Origin of the sequence: Enterobacter cloacae complex sp. I1M, assembly GCF_014982425.1 — a bacterium.
GTDB classification, from domain to species: Bacteria; Pseudomonadota; Gammaproteobacteria; order Enterobacterales; family Enterobacteriaceae; genus Enterobacter; species Enterobacter intestinihominis.
Map to the genome: position 1 here is coordinate 34941 of NZ_JADCLG010000012.1, position 20497 is coordinate 55437.

The 20497-nt window shown below is 55.9% G+C and carries 21 protein-coding genes; 9 read left to right on the forward strand and 12 right to left on the reverse strand.

Annotation, left to right across the window (positions count from 1 at the left end; all coding sequences use genetic code 11):
- Positions 1–293: 293 nt before the first annotated feature.
- Entirely contained in the window at positions 294–533 is a 240-nt protein-coding gene (gene zapB / locus INF86_RS07515; protein WP_022649799.1) for a septal ring assembly protein ZapB, read from the reverse strand.
- A gap of 400 nt (positions 534–933) precedes the next feature.
- Here zapB and INF86_RS07520 point away from each other — a divergent pair, with 400 nt between their 5' ends.
- From INF86_RS07520 to fpr, 4 genes are all read left to right on the forward strand, one after another.
- Positions 934–1779: an MIP/aquaporin family protein gene (locus tag INF86_RS07520; RefSeq protein ID WP_022649800.1), complete on the forward strand. Its 846-nt coding sequence runs from the start codon at positions 934–936 to the stop codon at positions 1777–1779.
- 21 nt (positions 1780–1800) lie between these two features.
- Positions 1801–3309: a glycerol kinase GlpK gene (gene glpK, locus INF86_RS07525; RefSeq protein WP_022649801.1), complete on the forward strand. Its 1509-nt coding sequence runs from the start codon at positions 1801–1803 to the stop codon at positions 3307–3309.
- 170 nt (positions 3310–3479) lie between these two features.
- Positions 3480–4490, forward strand: a complete 1011-nt coding sequence (glpX, locus tag INF86_RS07530) for a class II fructose-bisphosphatase (RefSeq protein WP_193543394.1) — start codon at positions 3480–3482, stop codon at positions 4488–4490.
- A gap of 96 nt (positions 4491–4586) precedes the next feature.
- Positions 4587–5333, forward strand: a complete 747-nt coding sequence (fpr, locus tag INF86_RS07535; protein WP_022649803.1) for a ferredoxin--NADP(+) reductase — start codon at positions 4587–4589, stop codon at positions 5331–5333.
- Here the strand turns inward: fpr and INF86_RS07540 are convergent, their stop codons facing one another.
- Entirely contained in the window at positions 5334–5753 is a 420-nt protein-coding gene (locus INF86_RS07540) for a DUF805 domain-containing protein (protein ID WP_193543395.1), read from the reverse strand.
- Positions 5754–5865: 112 nt separating this feature from the next.
- Here INF86_RS07540 and INF86_RS07545 point away from each other — a divergent pair, with 112 nt between their 5' ends.
- Together INF86_RS07545 and tpiA are read left to right on the forward strand one after the other, a co-directional pair.
- Positions 5866–6462 carry a DUF1454 family protein gene (locus INF86_RS07545; protein WP_022649805.1) on the forward strand — a complete coding sequence of 199 codons (597 nt, stop codon included), beginning with the start codon at positions 5866–5868 and terminating at the stop codon, positions 6460–6462.
- A 111-nt stretch (positions 6463–6573) separates the two neighbouring features.
- Positions 6574–7341 carry a triose-phosphate isomerase gene (gene tpiA, locus INF86_RS07550; RefSeq protein WP_003862019.1) on the forward strand — a complete coding sequence of 256 codons (768 nt, stop codon included), beginning with the start codon at positions 6574–6576 and terminating at the stop codon, positions 7339–7341.
- A 47-nt stretch (positions 7342–7388) separates the two neighbouring features.
- Here tpiA and INF86_RS07555 read toward each other — a convergent pair whose 3' ends face one another.
- The 6 genes from INF86_RS07555 to cpxP all read right to left on the reverse strand — a co-directional run bounded on the left by INF86_RS07555 (position 7389) and on the right by cpxP (position 13511).
- The gene (locus INF86_RS07555) at positions 7389–8693 is read right to left on the reverse strand and encodes an SLC13 family permease (RefSeq protein ID WP_023304636.1); all 1305 of its coding nucleotides are present in this window, start codon (positions 8691–8693) and stop codon (positions 7389–7391) included.
- A 73-nt stretch (positions 8694–8766) separates the two neighbouring features.
- Positions 8767–9510 (reverse strand): CDP-diacylglycerol diphosphatase, encoded by a 744-nt coding sequence (locus tag INF86_RS07560; RefSeq protein ID WP_193543396.1) that lies wholly within the window; start codon positions 9508–9510, stop codon positions 8767–8769.
- Between the two features lie 111 nt (positions 9511–9621).
- A complete protein-coding gene (locus INF86_RS07565; protein ID WP_023298902.1) occupies positions 9622–10611 on the reverse strand; it encodes a sulfate ABC transporter substrate-binding protein in 990 nt (329 codons plus the stop codon).
- Positions 10612–10819: 208 nt separating this feature from the next.
- Positions 10820–11782: a 6-phosphofructokinase gene (pfkA, locus tag INF86_RS07570; RefSeq protein ID WP_003862009.1), complete on the reverse strand. Its 963-nt coding sequence runs from the start codon at positions 11780–11782 to the stop codon at positions 10820–10822.
- A gap of 184 nt (positions 11783–11966) precedes the next feature.
- Positions 11967–12851 carry a CDF family cation-efflux transporter FieF gene (gene fieF / locus INF86_RS07575; protein ID WP_023298903.1) on the reverse strand — a complete coding sequence of 295 codons (885 nt, stop codon included), beginning with the start codon at positions 12849–12851 and terminating at the stop codon, positions 11967–11969.
- A 153-nt stretch (positions 12852–13004) separates the two neighbouring features.
- The gene (gene cpxP / locus INF86_RS07580) at positions 13005–13511 is read right to left on the reverse strand and encodes a cell-envelope stress modulator CpxP (protein ID WP_023298904.1); all 507 of its coding nucleotides are present in this window, start codon (positions 13509–13511) and stop codon (positions 13005–13007) included.
- A gap of 150 nt (positions 13512–13661) precedes the next feature.
- Between cpxP and cpxR the strand changes: the two genes are divergently transcribed.
- A complete protein-coding gene (gene cpxR, locus INF86_RS07585) occupies positions 13662–14360 on the forward strand; it encodes an envelope stress response regulator transcription factor CpxR (protein WP_003862004.1) in 699 nt (232 codons plus the stop codon).
- Positions 14357–15730 carry an envelope stress sensor histidine kinase CpxA gene (gene cpxA, locus INF86_RS07590; RefSeq protein WP_022649811.1) on the forward strand — a complete coding sequence of 458 codons (1374 nt, stop codon included), beginning with the start codon at positions 14357–14359 and terminating at the stop codon, positions 15728–15730. The genes cpxR and cpxA overlap by 4 nt, the downstream gene beginning before the upstream one ends.
- A 99-nt stretch (positions 15731–15829) precedes the next feature.
- On the opposite strand, the gene yiiM is transcribed toward cpxA, so the two are convergent.
- Both yiiM and sodA read right to left on the reverse strand, forming a co-directional pair.
- A complete protein-coding gene (yiiM, locus tag INF86_RS07595) occupies positions 15830–16504 on the reverse strand; it encodes a 6-hydroxyaminopurine reductase (RefSeq protein ID WP_038416933.1) in 675 nt (224 codons plus the stop codon).
- Between the two features lie 66 nt (positions 16505–16570).
- Positions 16571–17191 carry a superoxide dismutase [Mn] gene (gene sodA / locus INF86_RS07600; protein WP_003861999.1) on the reverse strand — a complete coding sequence of 207 codons (621 nt, stop codon included), beginning with the start codon at positions 17189–17191 and terminating at the stop codon, positions 16571–16573.
- A gap of 288 nt (positions 17192–17479) precedes the next feature.
- On the opposite strand from sodA, the gene rhaT reads away from it, so the two are divergent.
- Positions 17480–18514 (forward strand): L-rhamnose/proton symporter RhaT, encoded by a 1035-nt coding sequence (gene rhaT / locus INF86_RS07605; protein ID WP_022649813.1) that lies wholly within the window; start codon positions 17480–17482, stop codon positions 18512–18514.
- Here the strand turns inward: rhaT and rhaR are convergent, their stop codons facing one another.
- Complete coding sequence (gene rhaR / locus INF86_RS07610) at positions 18515–19363, reverse strand: HTH-type transcriptional activator RhaR (protein ID WP_022649814.1); 849 nt, start codon at positions 19361–19363, stop codon at positions 18515–18517.
- Between the two features lie 73 nt (positions 19364–19436).
- Complete coding sequence (gene rhaS / locus INF86_RS07615) at positions 19437–20273, reverse strand: HTH-type transcriptional activator RhaS (protein WP_022649815.1); 837 nt, start codon at positions 20271–20273, stop codon at positions 19437–19439.
- Positions 20274–20497: the final 224 nt, after the last annotated feature.

The following is a 20497-nucleotide window of genomic DNA, read 5'->3' on the forward strand; positions in this document are numbered from 1 at the left end:
ACCGGGCTTGTGTCCACCGACTTATCACCGGTGGTGAACGGTGGAGCGGTAAGCAGCAGGGACCGCATAATGAAACGCTATTTATGTATCGCGTTCATTGTCGCCAGCGTACTCGTTGTAAAGAGTGATGAACCGAGTGGGTTTGTTGCTTATGCTATGACAGCGCAGGACAAGTAGCGTTAAGGCCGCCTCTGGCGGCCTTTTTTATGGTTGAAATCCGTGAGCAATAACCATAAAAAAGCCGGGTGGCGGCTTCGCCTTACCCGGCCTACTCAATTCATTCCCAAAGGAAATCAGACTTCTTCCATACGTCCCAGCAGTGCCTGCAGGCGATCCTGCCAGCCGTTCTGCTGTTCGCGCAGCTGGTTGTTTTCGCGCTCCAGTTCTTCACGGCTGTGCTGAGCATTCTGAACTTCCTGGGACAGGGAGTTGTTTTTCTCTTTCAGCTCTTCAATTTCCATCTGCAGCAGGGTGATGGTGTCGATCGCCTGCTGTACTTTCGATTCCAGTTTCTCAAACACTTCTAAAGACATGATGCTACCTCTCCTGAATTGCAAGGCGACGCTTTAACGTAAACGCGCACGACATATACCGTCGATTGTATGGAGCGCGGCGCTCTGTGTCCAGCGACACACCGCGCAGATCGCGGTTTGCAACACTTTTAGGTCTGGTCCTGGTGCGTTCGCGGCATATACCCCTAAATTGTTAACTCTTTAGTTAATGAAATGATTCAGCTCACATTATACCTTTGATGCAAAAACGCGCTTTATGGCGCGAAAACGCTCATTTTATTGACGCAGACCACACATTTTGATTTCGATATTTCTCGTTTGTGCTCGTTAACGATAAATTAACACTATGTCTACAGGGCATCGTGGCTGTCACGGGCGGTCACGCAAACAATAAACATTACTCTTTTGCAGGATTCCGATTATGAGTCAGACATCAACCTTAAAAGGCCAGTGCATTGCCGAGTTCCTGGGTACCGGGTTGTTGATATTCTTCGGAGTAGGCTGTGTCGCTGCACTGAAAGTGGCAGGTGCCAGTTTTGGTCAGTGGGAAATCAGTATTATCTGGGGTTTGGGCGTGGCGATGGCCATCTACCTGACCGCAGGGGTTTCCGGCGCACATCTTAACCCGGCGGTGACCATCGCGTTGTGGCTATTCGCGTGCTTTGACGGACGCAAAGTTGTCCCTTTCATCATTTCACAATTTGCCGGCGCCTTTTGCGCAGCGGCGTTAGTTTACGGGCTTTATTACAATCTTTTCACCGACTTCGAACAGACGCATCATATGGTGCGTGGCAGTGTCGAAAGTCTGGATCTGGCAGGCATTTTCTCAACGTATCCGAATCCGCATATTAATTTTGTGCAGGCGTTCGCAGTTGAAATGGTGATTACCGCTATTCTGATGGGCGTCATTATGGCGCTGGGCGACGACGGAAACGGCATTCCGCGCGGCCCGCTGGCACCACTTTTGATTGGCCTTCTGATTGCGGTAATTGGCGCATCAATGGGTCCGCTGACCGGCTTTGCGATGAATCCGGCGCGTGACCTGGGTCCAAAAACCTTCGCCTTCTTTGCAGGATGGGGCGATGTCGCCTTTACCGGCGGCAAAGACATTCCTTACTTCCTGGTTCCGCTGTTCGGGCCAATCGTAGGGGCGGCGCTGGGCGCATTCGGCTATCGCAAATTAATTGGTCGCCACTTACCGTGCGACACCTGTGTGGAAGAGGAAAAAGAGTCGACTTCCACCACACAACAAAAAGCTTCGCTGTAATCTGACTACGGGACACATACCATGACCGAAAAAAAATATATCGTTGCGCTCGACCAGGGCACTACCAGCTCCCGCGCTGTCGTAATGGATCATGACGCGAACATTGTCAGCGTGTCTCAACGCGAATTTGAGCAAATCTATCCGCGTCCAGGCTGGGTTGAACACGACCCGATGGAGATCTGGGCGTCACAAAGCTCCACGCTGGTGGAAGTGCTGGCGAAAGCCGACATCAGTTCTGACGAGATTGCCGCTATCGGTATCACCAACCAGCGTGAAACCACCGTTGTCTGGGAGCGCGAAACCGGTAAGCCCATCTACAACGCCATTGTCTGGCAGTGCCGCCGCACCTCAGAGATCTGCGAAAAACTGAAGCGCGACGGAATGGAAGAGTACGTGCGCAGTACAACCGGTCTGGTCATTGACCCGTATTTCTCCGGCACCAAAGTGAAGTGGATCCTCGATCACGTGGAAGGTTCACGCGAGCGTGCACGACGCGGCGAGCTGCTGTTTGGCACCGTCGATACCTGGCTTATCTGGAAGATGACTCAGGGACGCGTTCACGTCACCGACTACACCAACGCCTCGCGCACCATGCTGTTCAACATCAACACTCTGGAGTGGGATGACAAGATGCTGGACGCGCTGGACATTCCGCGTGCGATGCTGCCAGACGTGCGCAAATCTTCAGAAGTATACGGCCAGACCAACATCGGCGGTAAAGGCGGCACCCGTATTCCTATCGCCGGTATTGCCGGTGACCAGCAGGCGGCGCTGTTCGGCCAGCTGTGCGTCAAGGAAGGGATGGCGAAGAACACTTACGGCACCGGCTGCTTTATGCTCATGAACACCGGCGAGAAAGCGGTGAAATCAGAAAACGGTCTGCTGACCACCATCGCCTGCGGCCCACGCGGTGAAGTGAACTATGCCCTGGAAGGGGCGGTATTCATGGCGGGCGCCTCCATTCAGTGGCTGCGCGACGAGATGAAGCTGATCAGCGATGCGTTTGACTCCGAATACTTCGCGACCAAAGTGAAAGACACCAACGGCGTATACGTGGTGCCAGCGTTTACCGGTCTGGGCGCACCGTACTGGGATCCGTACGCCCGCGGCGCGATTTTCGGCCTGACGCGCGGTGTGAACTCAAACCACATTATTCGTGCGACCCTGGAATCCATCGCCTACCAGACGCGCGACGTGCTGGAAGCGATGCAGGCGGACTCCGGCATTCGTCTGCACGCCCTGCGCGTGGACGGCGGTGCGGTAGCCAACAACTTCCTGATGCAGTTCCAGTCCGACATTCTGGGTACCCGCGTTGAACGTCCTGAGGTGCGAGAAGTAACGGCGCTGGGCGCGGCGTATCTGGCAGGTCTGGCGGTTGGCTTCTGGCAAAACCTTGACGAGCTTCAGGAAAAAGCGGTGATCGAACGCGAATTCCGTCCAGGCATCGAAACCACCGAGCGCAACTACCGCTACAGCGGCTGGAAGAAAGCGGTGAAACGTGCCCTGGCATGGGAAGAGCACGACGAGTAAGACAGACTCACCCCTCACCCTAACCCTCTCCCCAAAGGGGCGAGGGGACTTAAAACACCCTCTCCCCTTTGGGGAGAGGGCCGGGGTGAGGGGCTCAGACCGCACCACCCCTCCCCCTCCCCACTCTGTGATAAACTTCGTGCAATTCCTTTTGATTGTACGAGTACCTCATGAAACGTGAACTTGCTATCGAGTTTTCCCGCGTCACCGAAGCTGCCGCCCTCGCAGGCTACAAGTGGCTGGGCCGTGGCGACAAAAATACCGCAGACGGCGCAGCCGTCCACGCCATGCGCATTGTGCTTAATCAGGTCAATATCGATGGCATTATCGTCATTGGCGAAGGCGAAATCGACGAAGCCCCGATGCTCTACATCGGTGAAAAAGTCGGGACGGGCAAAGGCGATGCGGTGGATATCGCGGTCGACCCGATCGAAGGCACGCGCATGACGGCGATGGGCCAGGCCAACGCGCTGGCGGTGCTGGCGGTGGGCGATAAGGGCTGCTTCCTCAACGCGCCAGATATGTACATGGAAAAGCTGATTGTCGGTCCTGGTGCTAAAGGCGCTATCGACCTTAGCCTGCCGCTGGATGCCAACCTGCGCAATATCGCAGCGGCGCTGGGTAAACCGCTCAACGAACTCACCGTGACCATCCTGGCGAAACCGCGCCACGACGCCACCATCGCTTATCTGCAAGCACTCGGCGTGCGCGTATTTGCCATTCCTGATGGCGACGTTGCCGCCTCTATTCTGACCTGCATGCCGGACAGCGAGGTCGACGTGCTTTACGGCATCGGCGGCGCGCCGGAAGGTGTGGTCTCTGCGGCAGTGATCCGCGCGCTGGACGGCGATATGCAGGCGCGTCTGCTGCCACGCCATGAGGTCAAAGGCGACAGCGACGAGAACCTTCGCATTGGTGAAGACGAACTGGCGCGCTGTGCGGCGATGGGCATCGAGGCCAATAAAGTGCTCGCGCTGAACGAGATGGCTCGCAGCGATAACGTGGTCTTCTCCGCAACCGGCATCACCAAAGGCGATCTGCTGGATGGCATCACCCGCAAGGGAAACATGGCCACCACTGAAACCCTGCTGATCCGCGGCAAATCCCGCACCATTCGCCGCATTCAGTCCATTCATTATCTCGACCGCAAAGACCCGGACGTACAGACGCACATTCTGTAAAACCGTTTGATCGATAGAGCTTTCCGGCCCGAATGGGCTGGAAATGTTTCCCACAAGTACGGAAGATAGAAGAGAGAAACAGCACAGGAGAAGATCATGGCGGACTGGGTAACAGGTAAAGTCACAAAGGTACAGTTCTGGACCGATGCGCTATTTAGCCTCACGCTGCACGCGCCCGTTCATCCGTTTACCGCCGGGCAGTTTGCCAAGCTCGGGCTGGATATCGACGGTGAACGCGTACAGCGCGCCTACTCTTACGTTAACGCGCCTGATAACCCGGATCTCGAGTTCTACCTGGTCACCGTTCCGGACGGTAAGCTCAGCCCGCGCCTCGCCGCGCTGAAACCGGGCGATGAGGTGCAGATTGTCTCCGACGCGGCGGGGTTCTTCGTGCTGGATGAAATCCCCGACTGTGACACGCTCTGGATGCTGGCGACCGGCACGGCCATCGGCCCGTATCTCTCTATCCTGGAGTACGGCAAAGATCTGGAGCGCTTTAAGAATATCGTGCTGGTTCACGCCGCGCGCTACGCCGCAGACCTGAGCTATTTGCCGCAGATGCAGGCGCTGGAACAGCGATATGGCGGGAAGTTAAAAATTCAGACGGTGGTCAGCCGCGAAACCGCAGCTGGCTCGTTAACCGGCCGCGTTCCGGCGTTGATTGAAAGCGGCGCGCTGGAAGAGGCGGTGGGTTTACCGATGAATACCGAAACCAGCCACGTGATGCTGTGCGGTAACCCGCAAATGGTGCGCGATACGCAGCAACTGCTGAAGGATACCCGGCAGATGACGAAACACCTTCGCCGCCGACCGGGCCATATGACCGCCGAACACTACTGGTGATCAGCGGTACTTCACCTCAAGGGTATCTTTTCCGTATTTGTTCTCGCTCTGGGTGCCGATAAACGCGCCCAGTTCGACAACCATCATCACAAAGATAATCGTCGGCAGCAGTCTGCCCACCACCCACGGGAGGATGGAGGGCAGCATTGACCAGTTCCCCGCCACCAGCATCCACGCCAGAATAATCAGAAAAGCCCAAGCGCCGGAGCGACCGCGATCGTGCAGACGTTTCACCACCACGGCGGCGGTTGGCCACAGTAAACAGACCAGCGCAAAAGCCGCAGTTTGCGTGCTCAGCCAGGCGTTATAGGCAACAAAAAACAGAAGCAGCATGGCGACAACCCACGCTGCCATCCAGATCCAGAAGTCACGGCGTCCAATACGCCCTTTGAATGAAAACAACCACTGCTGTATGGTCATGTAAGGTTCCTTATTATTGTTTAGCCCGCATTTTACCCTGGAGTTGTGACCTTTTGACAAGCCGACCAGATATCGTTTTAATCATGGGCAATAACGGCCAGGGGCAATGTTGATGAAAAGTTCGGCACACTCTCTTTATTTGTGTTTAGCGATGCTGAGCGCCAGTTTTTCTCTGCACGCCGCGGAACCGGCTTCCCCGGTCACCGCCCCCTACCTTCTGGCGGGCGCCCCCTCTTTCGATCAATCTATCAGCCAGTTCCGCGAAGCCTTCAATAAAGAAAACCCCTCGCTTGCGCTGGGGGAGTTCCGTGCGATTGACGGTGCCCGCGATACGCCAACCCTGACCCGCGCTGCCAGCAAAATTAACGAGAATCTATATGCTTCCACTGCCCTTGAGCGCGGAACGTTAAAAATCAAAAGCATGCAGATCACCTGGCTGCCGATTCAGGGCCCAGAGCAGAAAGCGGCGAAAGCGAAAGCGCTGGAGTATATGAGCGCTATTCTGCGCGCCTTTACCCCCACCTTCACGAAAGCGCAAAGCCAGCAAAAGCTGCAAAAACTGCTTACCGCCGGGAAAAACAAACGCTATTACGCCGATACGGAAGGTGCCGTTCGCTATGTCGTCGCAGATAACGGCGAAAAGGGGCTGACCTTCGCGGTTGAACCGATTAAGCTGGCCCTATCAGACGCACTCGAGGGGGCGAATTAATGACAAAAAGCAAAGCCTTTCGAGGGAAAATCTCTATACTGATTCACAGACCATGCTGCCCTTAAGGGTGGCCATATTCCTTAATTCGCTTATTGAGCGTGGAGAATTGAAATGCGACATCCTTTAGTGATGGGTAACTGGAAACTGAACGGCAGCCGCCACATGGTAAACGAACTGGTTGCTAACCTGCGTAAAGAGCTGGCTGGCGTGACCGGCTGCGCGGTTGCTATCGCTCCGCCGGATATGTACCTGGATCTGGCTAAACGTGCCGCTGACGGCAGCCACATCATTCTGGGCGCGCAGAACGTTGACGTTAACCTGTCTGGCGCGTTTACCGGTGAAACCTCCGCTGAAATGCTGAAAGACATCGGCGCGAAATACATCATCATCGGCCACTCTGAGCGTCGCACCTACCACAAAGAATCTGACGAGTTCATCGCGAAGAAATTCGCTGTGCTGAAAGAGCAGGGTCTGATCCCGGTTCTGTGCATCGGTGAAACCGAAGCAGAAAACGAAGCGGGTAAAACCGAAGAAGTGTGCGCACGTCAGATCGACGCTGTGCTGAAAACCCAGGGCGCGGCAGCGTTCGAAGGCGCGGTTATCGCTTACGAGCCAGTCTGGGCGATCGGTACCGGCAAATCTGCAACTCCAGCGCAGGCACAGGCGGTGCACAAGTTCATCCGTGACCACATTGCAAAAGCAGACGCGAAAGTGGCTGAGCAGGTCATCATCCAGTACGGCGGTTCCGTTAACGCATCAAACGCAGCTGAGCTGTTCACCCAGCCAGACATCGATGGCGCGCTGGTTGGCGGCGCATCCCTGAAAGCAGACGCTTTCGCGGTGATCGTTAAAGCGGCAGAAGCGGCTAAGCAGGCGTAATTGCCTTTGGGGCGGGTGGCGCTTCGCTAACCCGCCCTACAAAACCACTACAAACGTCCTAATACGCTAAACCACAAATAATCCAGCGGCAGCAGTACCAGATACGTCGCAATCGCCAGCGCCAGGCAGAGCAGCATCCCCGCCTTCGCAGGCACTTTCCCTAAGCCCATCGCCACCACAATCGGCGACGCCTGATACGGCAGCAGCGGCGTGGAATACCCCAGCACCTGAATCATGATCACCGACAGCAGCGGGAAGCCGGTCGCGTCGGAGAAGCTCTGCGCCAGCGTGGTGTACAGCGCCGGAACGCCGTTGGCGGTCATAATGAAGTTGAGCGCCGTGGTGATCCCCGTCAGCGCCAGGAAGCTGGTAAACGGGCGGTCTGCATCCAGCGGCATGATATGGAGCAACGCCTCGCCTACGGCCGCACCGATACCGGTCTGCGTCACCGTAATGGCCAGCCCGAGTATACCCGCGACGTAAATACAGGTGCGCATATTCACCCCCGCCGAGAACTCCTCGCCGGTGATAAATCCGATGCGCGGCAGCATAACGATGACCGAGGCCGCCAGCCCTGTCCACGCTGGGCCCACGCCGTGCCAGCTCTCCGTTACCCACATCGTCAACACCACCGCCAGCAGCCAGGCGAGTCGTTTTTCGTCACGCCCCATCGGTTCAGACGGCGTCAGATCCTTCGCCGGTTTTGGGTTGCCGGGAAACAGCCAGCAGATCAGGCCAATCAGAATCAGGCCTTTGAGAATACCCAGCACCGGCGTGTGCAGCAGCAGATACGGGACATAGTTGAGGTGGATGCCGTATGAGCCCTCCGCCGCGCCGCTCATCACCAGGTTTGGCACGTTAGCGGGCAAAATAGTGGCCGAGAGCTGGAAGGTGCCAAACCCGACCGCCAGCGCCAGGCCAAACCAGGCCCGCGAGCCATCAGGAATGCCGGCCCGCTTCGCCATCGCGGCGACAATCGGCATCAGCAGCGCAATACGTCCCATGTTCGACGGCATCACGAATGCCAGGGCATAGCTCAGCAGCACAACGCTTGCCACCATCAGCACCCAGGAGTCGGTAAGCTTTGCCGACAGCGCCCGGGCGGCCCTGTCCGCCAGGCCGGTTTTCCGAATCGCCACGCCCAGCACAAAGCCGCTGAACACCAGCCAGAAGGCTGACGAGGCGAAGCCGCCAAAGATCACTTCCGGCGGGGCGATTCTGGCGGTCATCGCCGCCGTAAAGAACAGCAGCGCGGTGATAAATTCCGGCAACAGCGACGTCGCCCACAGCACGATGGTGACGCCGACGATCAGCGAGGGAAGCAGCAGAGGATGCGTTAACCAGAGCGACATACCTGTCTCCTGTAGAATTTTTCAGCAAGTCTACGGCGACAGGCAGGGCGAGTAAACGCTATTTATGGTGGGGTCACTTCAGGATATCGCATTGATGATCCTGCAATTCCTCAGCCGACGCGCGGTTAAAGGTCAGCAGGTTACGCTCTGTCGCCAGCAATACAAACGAGCCGTCTGACTGCTGCGCCATCGCCAGCGCGAAGCGTCCCATATGGTCGCGCGCTTCCGGCAGTTCTTCCGCCAGCATCATAAACGGGCTGCGCTGCACCAGTTCGTTCTCCGTCACCCGACGGGCAAGGTACTCATGCCCTTCCAGCCCGCCCGGAAGCGGTAGCCACTGGGTGCTGATTTGCCCCTGCGCCGCGTTCAGCTTCTCGCGCACGTCCGGGCGCAGGCAGGAGATATGGATATGAAAATGGTTCTGCGTGCGCCCGGTCGGGGAGTTGATGGTCAGCGAAATGGCGCTGTCAGGCACGTCGGCCCCCCGCTTCATGCTCATAAAGTTACGCGACTGCCATGCCAGCCAGAAGAAATTCGGTGTCTGAGGCTCAGTCAGCAGCGGGCTTTCGGTGCCGTTGATACGGTACGTGGGCATCAGCAGGTATTGCAGCGGTCCGTTGCGGTCCTTGAACACCACGTAGCCCGCATCTGGCATCACCTGCGCACACGGTGCCGGGTTACGGTTATGCAGCTGGTTGGGCACACACTGGTCGAGAACGATATGACGCAACGCATTCGGATTACCCGCTTTCATCCAGTACACGCCGCCTGCGGCAAGGGCGATAACGATCAGAATCAGTAAGATAATTTTTTTCACAACGCGTTCCCTGTTTTCAATAGAGGCAAAAGAGTAACGCAAAATGATGACCAAATAAAAAACCCGGTGGATTTCTCACACCGGGTTATCGTGTCGTTCTTTGTAAAACGCTTAGCGCTTGCTGATCTGGTCGAAGGTGCCGCCGTTAGAGAAGTGCTCTTTTTGCGCTTTGGTCCAGCCGCCAAAAACATCATCGATAGTGAACAGCTTCAGTTTCGGGAAGGCGTTTTCGTATTTCTTCGCGACGGCCTCATCGCGCGGGCGGTAGAAGTTTTTCGCCGCAATTTCCTGCCCTTCCGGTGAGTAGAGGTACTTCAGGTAGGCTTCCGCCACCGCTTTGGTGCCCTTCTTATCAACAACCTTATCGACGACGGAGACGGTCGGCTCAGCCAGGATGGATTCGCTCGGGGTCACGATCTCGAATTTGTCTTTACCCAGCTCGTTGGTCGCCAGCAGGGCTTCGTTTTCCCAGGCAATCAGCACGTCGCCGATGCCACGCTCGACGAAGGTGTTAGTTGCGCCGCGCGCGCCGGAGTCCAGCACTTCGACATTTTTAAACAGCGCTTTCACGAATTCCTGCGCTTTAGCCTGGTCACCGTTGTTGTGGTGCAGGGCGTAGCCCCAGGCCGCCAGGTAGTTCCAGCGTGCGCCGCCGGAGCTTTTCGGGTTCGGCGTGATGACAGACACGCCCGGCTTAATCAGGTCGTTCCAGTCTTTAATCTGTTTCGGGTTGCCTTTGCGCACCAGGAAGACAATGGTCGAGGTGTATGGCGCAGAGTTGTCCGGCAGGCGCTTGATCCAGTTTTTGTCGATACGGCCACGCTCCGCGATAGCGTCCACGTCATAAGCCAGCGCCAGGGTAACCACATCGGCTTCAATGCCGTTGATCACCGATGTCGCCTGCTTACCTGAACCGCCGTGAGACTGGCGAACCACCACGTTATCGCCGGTTTCCTGTTTCCAGTGCGCCGCAAAAGCTTTGTTGTACTGGTCGTACAGTTCACGCGTCGGATCGTACGACACGTTCAGTAACTGAATGTCCTTTGCCAGAACGCTGGTCGATGCCAGCAATAATGTTAACCCCACGCCCCATTTATTCATCGCCCGGCTCTCTTGTTTAGTGTTTTGATGAATGCAGCGTGCCAGAAAGCTAACCGATGATTAAAGAATAAAAAAAGATTGGCTATAACGTGGAGGAATAAAAAAAGGATGGGCACAAAAAAGCCGGGTGGCGGCTACGCCTTACCCGGCCTACGATCCGTGCTTTTGTAGGCCCGGTAAGCGCAGCGCCACCGGACAACAGAGCCGATCAGTACAGTTTTTTCGCGCAGTCCAGCCAGTCACCTTTGAACGGACGCTTCATATTTTCAATGGCGTCGATGATGTCATGGTGAACCAGTTTCTCGTTCTGAATACCGACGCAGCGGCCGCCGTGGCCCTGTAGCAGCAGCTCGATCGCGTACGCACCCATGCGGGACGCCAGGATACGGTCGTACGGGCCTGGGGAACCGCCACGCTGAATGTGACCCAGAACGGTCGCGCGGGTTTCGCGTTTGGTTTCGGTTTCGATGTACTTCGCCAGCTCGTCAACGTCACAGATGTGCTCGGTGATAGCAACGATGGCGTGTTTCTTACCTTTCGCGATGCCGGCTTTGATCTCTGCGACCAGATCTTCACGGCTGAACTCTACTTCCGGAACTACCACGAACTCACAGCCACCGGCAATGGCCGCCGCCAGGGTCAGGTCACCGCAGTAACGGCCCATCACTTCAACAATGGAAATACGCTGGTGAGAGGAAGAGGTGTCACGCAGGCGGTCAATCGCTTCCACAACGGTACCCAGCGCGGTGAAGTAACCGATGGTGTAGTCAGTGCCTTTGATGTCGTTGTCGATGGTGCCAGGCAGGCCGATGCACGGGAAGCCCATTTCAGTCAGACGTTTTGCACCCATGTACGAGCCGTCGCCGCCGATAACCACCAGCGCATCCAGACCCCGTTTTTTCATGTTTTCGATAGCCACTTCACGGATGTGTTCGTCACGGAATTCCGGGAAGCGCGCGGAACCGAGGAAAGTACCGCCACGGTTGATCATGTCAGACACGCTGTAGCGGTCGAGCTGAACCATGCGGTCTTCATACAGACCCAGGTAACCGTCATAGATACCAAAAACTTCCAGACCTTCCGTCAGCGCTGCACGGACAACCCCACGGATTGCCGCGTTCATGCCCGGCGCATCACCGCCGCTTGTCAACACACCGATTTTCTTAATCATGACTACCTCTGAACTTAGGAATGCAAAATTGAAATCTGCTGCCGGAAGAAACTGTTCAACCGTCGAATACTGCAAATAGTATATCAATCCCTTCCAGCTGAATTGATTCAGGTCAGGCCATAAGGTGGTAATTTATCCACAAAATGCTGGTCTGGCTCACTTTTTTACAACGAATTACGAAAGCTCAAAACGCCCTGGGGACGACAGAGCACGGATCCTGGTGAATAATGACGTCTGACCCAGGGAAACGCTGCAAAATCGCCTGCTCCACCTGTTCAGCGACCATATGCGCCTGAACCAGTGGCAGGTTGTCTTCCATTTCCAAATGAATCTGAATAAAGCGGGTCGGCCCTGACTGCCGCGTACGAAGATCGTGAGCACCACTGACGCCAGGCCAGTGGGTCACGATGGCATAAATTTCATCACGTTCTGCATCCGGAAGCGCACGGTCAAGAAGCGACTGTACCGCGTCATACCCCATCCGCAACGCGCTGTATAAAATATAGATCCCTATCCCTAACGCAAACAACGCATCGGCACGATGCCAGCCATACCAGGCCAGACCGAGCGCAATAAGAATTGCCCCATTCATCATAACATCAGACTGATAATGAAGCATATCGGCCCGTACAGCCTGGCTTTGTGTTTTGCGTACAACCCAGCGCTGGAACGTTACAAGAACAAGTGTGCTTATAAGTGCAACTACGGTTACGACCACACCAACGCCCGGATCGTTCATCGGAGAAGGCGAAATAAGATGCTGAATGCCGGTCAAAAACAGGAAAAGCGCGGAGCCAGAAATAAACATACTTTGTGCCAGCGCGGCCAGCGATTCCGCTTTGCCGTGGCCAAACGTATGCTCTTCATCTGCCGGTTGCAGCGAATAGCGCACCACCAGCAGGTTGGTCAGCGAGGCGGCAATATCCACAAGTGAATCCACCAGCGCCGCCAGAATACTAACCGACCCGGTGTACCACCACGCGAAAATTTTGATGATCAGCAAACACGACGCCGTCACCGTCGCGGCTATTGCGGCCCGGCTTACCAGCCGTCCATAGGATTGATTCATAAACACTCCTGTCATGCCATGGCGCTAGTATAACGGATGGCGGTGGAGTGAAAGGATGAATAAAGCGTTAACAACACTGAACGATGGGCAAAAAAAACCCCCACATCATGTGGGGGAAGACAGGGATGGTGTCTATGGCAAGGAAAACAGGGTTTACTGGTTACTACGGGTACTGCTATTGCTACTGAAAAGCGTCATATCTGAGCTTCGCTGCATCCGTGCAACCTCACGCAACTGGTTCATACGTTGCTGATGTTTGGTATTCAAAACCGCTTGCTGCTCGGGCGTTAGCAGGTGGAACATCTGGTTACGAACCTTCGCCATTTCTACCTGGCGGGCAACCTGTTCCTGCGCCATTTTTTCTGCCTGAGCGCGTACAGCGCTTTCGTCAAAATTTTCTGCGGTGACAAGGCGATGCATTGTCTCCATTTCGCTAACATTAACAGGGGGCTGGTCGTGTCGTGCCCTCTGCATCAGATCTCGCATCTGTTGACGCTGATGTTCGGTTAAACTTATGCCGTCAAACATATGGCTTTGGCTGCTGTGCTGCGTTGCGCCCTCTACTGAGGAACCGTTATCGCTGTTGATAGCTACAGCAGCCTGGCTAAACGCACAGAAGGCCAGCGTTGAGGCCATGACGGCAGCGGTAACTTTGCGCATCACTTGCTCCCAAAATCTTTCGTGTCGCGATTCAACGAGAGACAGTCTACGATTCAGGCTGCAAACATGCGTCAGGGGGTGTAAAACAACGTAAAGTCATGGATTAGATAGCCTTGATGTCGTAATTTCTGCCTCGGAGGTATTTAAACAATGAATAAAATCCTGTTAGTTGATGATGACCGAGAGCTCACATCTCTTTTAAAGGAGTTGCTCGACATGGAAGGTTTCAACGTCCTGGTTGCCCATGATGGGGAACAGGCGCTGAGTCTCCTTGACGACAGCATCGATTTACTTTTGCTCGACGTCATGATGCCGAAGAAAAACGGTATTGATACGTTGAAAGAGCTTCGCCAGACACACCAGACCCCCGTCATTATGCTGACCGCGCGCGGCAGCGAGCTTGACCGCGTACTCGGCCTTGAGCTGGGTGCGGATGACTATTTACCTAAGCCGTTCAACGACCGTGAACTGGTGGCCCGTATTCGCGCGATCCTGCGCCGCTCTCACTGGAGCGAGCAGCAGCAGAATACCGACAACAGCTCACCTACGCTGGAAGTGGACTCCCTGAGCCTGAACCCGGGCCGCCAGGAAGCGAGCTTCGACGGTGAAACGCTGGAGCTAACCGGCACCGAGTTCACCCTGCTGTATCTGCTGGCGCAGCATCTCGGCCAGGTGGTGTCGCGTGAACACTTGAGCCAGGAAGTGCTGGGCAAACGCCTCACCCCGTTTGACCGCGCCATCGATATGCATATCTCGAACCTGCGCCGTAAACTGCCGGAGCGTAAAGACGGTCACCCCTGGTTTAAAACCCTGCGTGGTCGCGGTTATCTGATGGTTTCCGCTTCATGATAGGCAGCTTAACCGCCCGCATCTTCGCCATCTTCTGGCTGACGCTGGCACTGGTTTTAATGCTCGTTTTGATGTTGCCAAAACTCGACTCACGCCAGATGACGGAGCTGCTCGACAGCGAGCAACGTCAGGGCGTGATGATCGAGCAGCACGTGGAAGCGGAGCTGGCAAACGATCCGCCGAACGATTTAATGTGGTGGCGCAGGCTGTTTCGCGCTATCGACAAGTGGGCGCCCCCCGGACAACGTCTTTTACTGGTCACCAGTGAAGGCCGCGTGATTGGGGCCGATCGCAATGAAATGCAGATTATCCGCAACTTTATTGGCCAGGCGGATAACGCCGATCACCCGCAGAAAAAGAAATATGGTCGGGTAGAAATGGTGGGCCCTTTCTCGGTGCGGGATGGGGAAGATAACTACCAGCTCTACCTGATTCGCCCCGCGAGCAGTTCCCAGTCCGACTTCATCAACCTGCTGTTTGACCGTCCGCTGTTGCTGTTGATTGTCACCATGCTGGTTAGTTCCCCACTGCTGTTATGGCTGGCGTGGAGCCTGGCGAAACCGGCGCGTAAGCTGAAAAACGCGGCGGACGAAGTGGCGCAGGGCAACCTGAGGCAGCATCCGGAGCTGGAATCCGGGCCGCAGGAGTTCCTGGCCGCCGGAACCAGTTTTAACCAGATGGTGAGCGCGCTTGATCGAATGATGACGGCCCAGCAACGTCTGCTGTCGGATATCTCCCACGAGCTGCGAACGCCGCTCACGCGTTTACAGCTGGGTACCGCCCTGCTGCGCCGTCGCAGCGGTGAGAGCAAAGAGCTGGAGCGTATTGAGACGGAAGCGCATCGCCTGGACAGCATGATCAACGATCTGCTGGTGATGTCGCGCAATCAGCAGAAAAACGCGCTGGTGAGCGAAACGGTGAAAGCCAATCACCTCTGGCATGAGGTGCTGGATAACGCGGCCTTCGAAGCGGAACAGATGGGCAAATCCTTCACCGTCAATTTCCCGCCGGGCCCGTGGCCGCTGTACGGTAACCCCAACACGCTGGAAAGCGCGCTGGAGAATATCGTGCGTAACGCCCTGCGCTACTCGCACACGAAGATTGAAGTGGCGTTTTCGGTGGATAAAGACGGGATCACTATCATCGTGGACGACGACGGTCCAGGCGTCAGCCCGGAAGATCGCGAGCAGATTTTCCGTCCGTTCTACCGTACCGACGAGGCGCGCGACCGTGAATCTGGCGGTACGGGGCTGGGTCTGGCGATTGTTGAAACCGCCATGCAGCAGCACCGTGGCTGGGTGAAAGCCGATGACAGCCCGCTGGGCGGGCTGCGGCTAACGCTGTGGCTGCCGCTGTATAAGCGTTCGTAATCCCCTCACCCTAACCCTCTCCCCATAGGGGAGAGGGGACGGCTCGGTGCGGTCTTTTCACCCTCGCCCCTTTGGGGAGAGGGCCGGGGTGAGGGGCAATTATTTCCCCCACAATCTCCGCGAACTGCTCTCGATCTTGCCGCTTATCCGCCGCTTCTGCATCGTTCTGGTCCAGCTGGTGGATAATCCTGCCGCTGACAGCAGGCGGTGAAACTGTTCATCGTCGAACGGCATATGCCAGGCAATGGCACAGGCCTCGAATACCGACACCTCACTCAGGCGCGAAGCCAGCTCAATCGGCGCATCCGCCGAAACCTGTCCCGCCTGAACAACGCGATACAGCCAGCCGGTTTTACCCGCGTTTTGCAGCTGGGCCGACATATCCTGAATGCCAAAATGGTAGTTAAGTTTGAAGCACGGCGAGCGCGGCTGGGTGACCTGAATCAGAGCATCGCCCCAGCGATAAATATCGCCAATAAAGACGTTCTTCTCCGTCAGCCCTTCCGTTGAGAGATTTTCGCCAAACGCGGGGGCGACGAAAAGGTCCGCCTGTTCAGGAAATTCGGTTTTCCAGTGCTGATAGTGCTCGCGCGGATAGTGGCACAGCGCGCGATCGGGCCCGCCGTGGATTTTCTTTTCGGCCTGCTGGTCGCCCGCCAGACCAAGCTCGGTAAGCGTCAGCTCACCGTCGACCTGCACTTTGGCGATAGCGCTCGGGCGACTGCCTTCGTACTCCCTTACCTTGCCTGTAAACACATTCACCGGGTAATGCATCTCCACTCCTTCAGATACAAAAAAAGCGAGTCATCAGACTCGCTTCTCACAGGCGTCAATGCAACCTTATTTTTTAGCGGCGAAACGCGCTGCTGCTTCGTCCCAGTTCACTACATCCCAGAAGGCTTTGATGTAGTCAGGGCGACGGTTCTGGAACTTCAGGTAGTAAGCGTGTTCCCACACGTCCAGACCCAGAATTGGGAAGCCGGATGCGCCAGAGATAGCTTCACCCATCAGCGGGGAGTCCTGGTTTGCGGTTGAAACGACCGCCAGTTTGTCACCTTTCAGGACCAGCCACGCCCAGCCAGAACCGAAACGGGTTGCAGCGGCTTTTTCGAATTCCGCTTTGAAGTTGTCAACGGAACCGAAGTCACGCTCGATAGCCGCTTTCAGGTCGCCCTGAAGGGTGGTGCCGGTTTTCAGGCCTTTCCAGAACAGGCTGTGGTTAGCGTGACCGCCCGCGTTGTTGCGCAGCACGGTTTTCTTGTCTGCTGGCAGCTGGTCCAGTTTGGTGATCAGCTCTTCAACAGGCAGATTAGCGAACTCTGGCAGGCTTTCCAGCGCAGCATTCGCGTTATTCACGTAGGTCTGGTGGTGTTTAGTGTGATGGATTTCCATCGTCTGCTTGTCGAAATGCGGTTCCAGTGCGTCGTAGGCATACGGCAGGGATGGCAGTGTATAACTCATAATCCTCTCCATTATTGTCGGGCGGCACAGCTGTTAATGCCGCGTAAGCAGTTGGTTCATTATAGTTAATTAAATGATATTGAAAATGATTATCAATGCCGTAGTTTTTATAAGGTTATTCGGTTTTTAAGAAATGAAGGAATTGTGAGTCTGCTCACGCGGTTAACGTGCTGATTGCCATTCAAAACAAAAGTGCGGCAACCTTCTGAAGGTTCCCAAACCGCCTAATTTTTACACTCATCAAGTCGGCGGGAAGCCTCCGGCTATAAAAACGATGAGGATGTAAAAATGAATCATGCGATTACGATGGGTATCTTCTGGCATTTGATAGGCGCGGCCAGTGCAGCCTGTTTCTATGCCCCGTTTAAAAAGGTGAAAGGCTGGTCATGGGAAACCATGTGGTCCGTTGGCGGTACCGTGTCCTGGCTGATTTTGCCGTGGACAATCAGCGCCATGCTGCTGCCCGATTTCTGGGGCTACTTCTCCTCCTTCAACGCCTCCACCCTGCTGCCGGTATTCCTGTTCGGCGCGATGTGGGGTATCGGTAATATCAACTACGGCCTCACCATGCGCTACCTCGGCATGTCGATGGGGATTGGCATCGCGATCGGCATTACGCTGATTGTTGGCACCCTGATGACGCCAATCCTCAACGGCAACTTCGATGTGCTGATCAACACCCAGGGTGGGCGAATGACGCTGCTGGGCGTGCTGGTAGCGGTGATCGGCGTGGGAATTGTCACCCGCGCGGGCCAGTTGAAAGAACGCAAGATGGGCATCAAAGCCGAAGAGTTCAACCTGAAGAAAGGGCTGCTACTGGCGGTGATGTGCGGCGTCTTCTCGGCGGGCATGTCGTTCGCGATGAACGCCGCCAAACCGATGCACGACGCCGCTGCAGCGCTGGGCGTCGACCCGCTGTACGTTGCCCTGCCAAGCTACGTGGTGATCATGGGCGGCGGCGCGCTGGTAAACCTCGGCTTTTGCTTCATTCGTCTGGCAAAAGTGAAGAATCTGTCGGTAAAAGCCGACTTCTCGCTGGCAAAACCGCTGATCGTCACCAACGTCCTGCTTTCCGCCCTCGGCGGTCTGATGTGGTATCTGCAATTCTTCTTTTACGCCTGGGGTCACGCCAGTATTCCGGCGCAGTATGACTACATGAGCTGGATGCTGCACATGAGCTTCTACGTGCTGTGCGGCGGGCTGGTTGGGCTGGTGCTGAAAGAGTGGAACAACGCCGGGCGTCGTCCGGTTGGCGTGCTGAGCCTGGGCTGCGTGGTGATAATTATTGCGGCCAATATCGTCGGCCTCGGCATGGCGAACTGATTACGCTGCCTTTCGACTGCGATGACGCCACTGAACCGGCGTCATCCCCACCTCACGGTTAAACACCACCGAAAAGTAGTTACTGTCCTCAAAGCCGCAGCGCATCGCCACTTCACTCACCATCAGCTCCGTATGCTGTAACAGATACTGAGCGTGGCAGATGCGCAGCTGGCGCAGATAGTGGTTTACCGTCATCCCCGTCTGGGTGCGGAACTGCTGGCGCAGCGCGCGCTCGCTGCACTGCTCCTGCTCGCAGAATTTTTCCAGCACGAAACTCTTGTTAAGACTGCCCGCAAGCCGGGTGATGAGCTTATCCAGCAGCGCTTCCTGCGTGGTGGCAGAGGGATTATCCGTAGCGTAACGATGGCGCTTCAGGGTCATCACCAGCTGGGCAAAAAGCAGCTCCGACATCTGGTTTGCCACCGGATCGCTCTTCTGGCTCTCCTGCTCCAGCTGGGAAATCGTCTGGCGCACCTGAGCCATGCCGTTGCTGCTTAAGCGCCAGTGCGGTTCGCCTCTGGCATCATGTAAACCGGGGATATTGCCCGCCCAGTCGACATTCAGTTTAAGCCTGTCAGGGCAGTAGATGACGTTCTGCAACACCAGATCGTTAACCGAGGCGTAAGAGTGTTTATCTTCGGCGCGGATGTAGAACAGGTCTCCGCGCGTGATGCGGTAGGGACGGTCGTTGAGGACGTGCAGGCCGTTGCCCCGCCACACCAGCACCAGCTCGCAGAACTCGTGGGTATGCTCGGCAAAGACGTTTTGCGGATAGCGGTCCGCCACCGCGACGGCCTGACTCGCGGAGGCAAAAAAATCATCTTTACGAAGAATTAACTGAGCAGCCACACCACAACCTCGACGGCGAATAACCGGACATTATTAGCCTTTCTGCGGTAAAAAAACGGTGACTGCCCTCGCGTTACTGAAGCAACGCGTCTTTCCCCTGACGGATATCGCGCGGCGACCAGCTAAATTCCCGACGAAACAGCGTTGAAAAGTGGTTACTGTCGCCGAAACCGCAGCGATAGGCGATATCCGTGACGCTTTCATCCGTGTGTCTTAAAAGGTGACGCGCTTTGATCAGGCGCAGACGGTTGAGGTAGCGCTGCGGCGTCAGCCCGGTATGCTGCTTGAGCTGACGATGCAGCGTGCGCAGCGAGAGCGAAAAGTCATCCGCCAGCGTTTCCCAGCAGACATCTTCGGCAAAATGATCTTCCAGCCAGGCCATCAGCTGATTCAGGCGCGCGTCGTTATTTTCCAGCCCTTCCACCAGGCTGCTGCGCCGCAGCAGCACCAGCAGCTGCATAAACAGCATCTCGCGGGTAGCAATGGCGTGCGTCTCCTGTCCATCCTCGCTCTGCTCCATCTGGCTTACCAGCTGACGCACCTGCTGCAACGTGGACTGATTCACCCGCCAGTGCGACGGATAATGGCCGTCCTTCTCCTGCGGCAACAGCTGATTCAGCCCGGAGAGAAACTGAAACGCATCCGGAGAACGATAGAGCACATTGGTCAGGCACAGGTTATCGGTATGTTCATACAGGTGCCTGTCGTGATCGCGCACGAAGCACACCGTACCGCCGCTGATGGTATACGGCTGACCATTAAACACGTGGATGCCCGTTCCGTGCTCAACAATCACAATTTCATGAAAATCATGATGATGTTCCGGGAACGCAGCCTGAGGCAGCCGTGGCTCAATCGCAACCGGCGAAGCCCCCGAAGGAAAAAAATCGACGCTGTGCAGTACGGTCATAACGGCCTCTACCAATGAGAAAAGTTCTCAAAATAGTAATTAAGGCCTTCCCCGCTCACCTTAAATTTTTGACAGCAAACCGCGCAAAAGCTGCCGGTTTTTCAAGAAACAGGCGGAAAGATCGGGAAATGCGGTCAGCGTCACACTGCCTGCAAACCCCGCGATTACTGGAAACTGTGAACTCCCTCACGTTCATCTTTGCTTTCTTGCCAGCGCGAGATTTG

Coding starts and splice junctions, on each gene's coding strand:
- zapB (WP_022649799.1), bottom strand. CDS start 533: ATGTCTTTAGAAGTGTTTGAGAAACTGGAATCGAAAGTACAGCAGGCG.
- INF86_RS07545 (WP_022649805.1), top strand. CDS start 5,866: ATGAAAAGTTCGGCACACTCTCTTTATTTGTGTTTAGCGATGCTGAGC.
- INF86_RS07520 (WP_022649800.1), top strand. CDS start 934: ATGAGTCAGACATCAACCTTAAAAGGCCAGTGCATTGCCGAGTTCCTG.
- INF86_RS07555 (WP_023304636.1), bottom strand. CDS start 8,693: ATGTCGCTCTGGTTAACGCATCCTCTGCTGCTTCCCTCGCTGATCGTC.
- tpiA (WP_003862019.1), top strand. CDS start 6,574: ATGCGACATCCTTTAGTGATGGGTAACTGGAAACTGAACGGCAGCCGC.
- glpX (WP_193543394.1), top strand. CDS start 3,480: ATGAAACGTGAACTTGCTATCGAGTTTTCCCGCGTCACCGAAGCTGCC.
- pfkA (WP_003862009.1), bottom strand. CDS start 11,782: ATGATTAAGAAAATCGGTGTGTTGACAAGCGGCGGTGATGCGCCGGGC.
- INF86_RS07540 (WP_193543395.1), bottom strand. CDS start 5,753: ATGACCATACAGCAGTGGTTGTTTTCATTCAAAGGGCGTATTGGACGC.
- glpK (WP_022649801.1), top strand. CDS start 1,801: ATGACCGAAAAAAAATATATCGTTGCGCTCGACCAGGGCACTACCAGC.
- cpxR (WP_003862004.1), top strand. CDS start 13,662: ATGAATAAAATCCTGTTAGTTGATGATGACCGAGAGCTCACATCTCTT.
- rhaT (WP_022649813.1), top strand. CDS start 17,480: ATGAATCATGCGATTACGATGGGTATCTTCTGGCATTTGATAGGCGCG.
- fpr (WP_022649803.1), top strand. CDS start 4,587: ATGGCGGACTGGGTAACAGGTAAAGTCACAAAGGTACAGTTCTGGACC.
- rhaS (WP_022649815.1), bottom strand. CDS start 20,273: ATGACCGTACTGCACAGCGTCGATTTTTTTCCTTCGGGGGCTTCGCCG.
- INF86_RS07565 (WP_023298902.1), bottom strand. CDS start 10,611: ATGAATAAATGGGGCGTGGGGTTAACATTATTGCTGGCATCGACCAGC.
- cpxA (WP_022649811.1), top strand. CDS start 14,357: ATGATAGGCAGCTTAACCGCCCGCATCTTCGCCATCTTCTGGCTGACG.
- cpxP (WP_023298904.1), bottom strand. CDS start 13,511: ATGCGCAAAGTTACCGCTGCCGTCATGGCCTCAACGCTGGCCTTCTGT.
- fieF (WP_023298903.1), bottom strand. CDS start 12,851: ATGAATCAATCCTATGGACGGCTGGTAAGCCGGGCCGCAATAGCCGCG.
- yiiM (WP_038416933.1), bottom strand. CDS start 16,504: ATGCATTACCCGGTGAATGTGTTTACAGGCAAGGTAAGGGAGTACGAA.
- sodA (WP_003861999.1), bottom strand. CDS start 17,191: ATGAGTTATACACTGCCATCCCTGCCGTATGCCTACGACGCACTGGAA.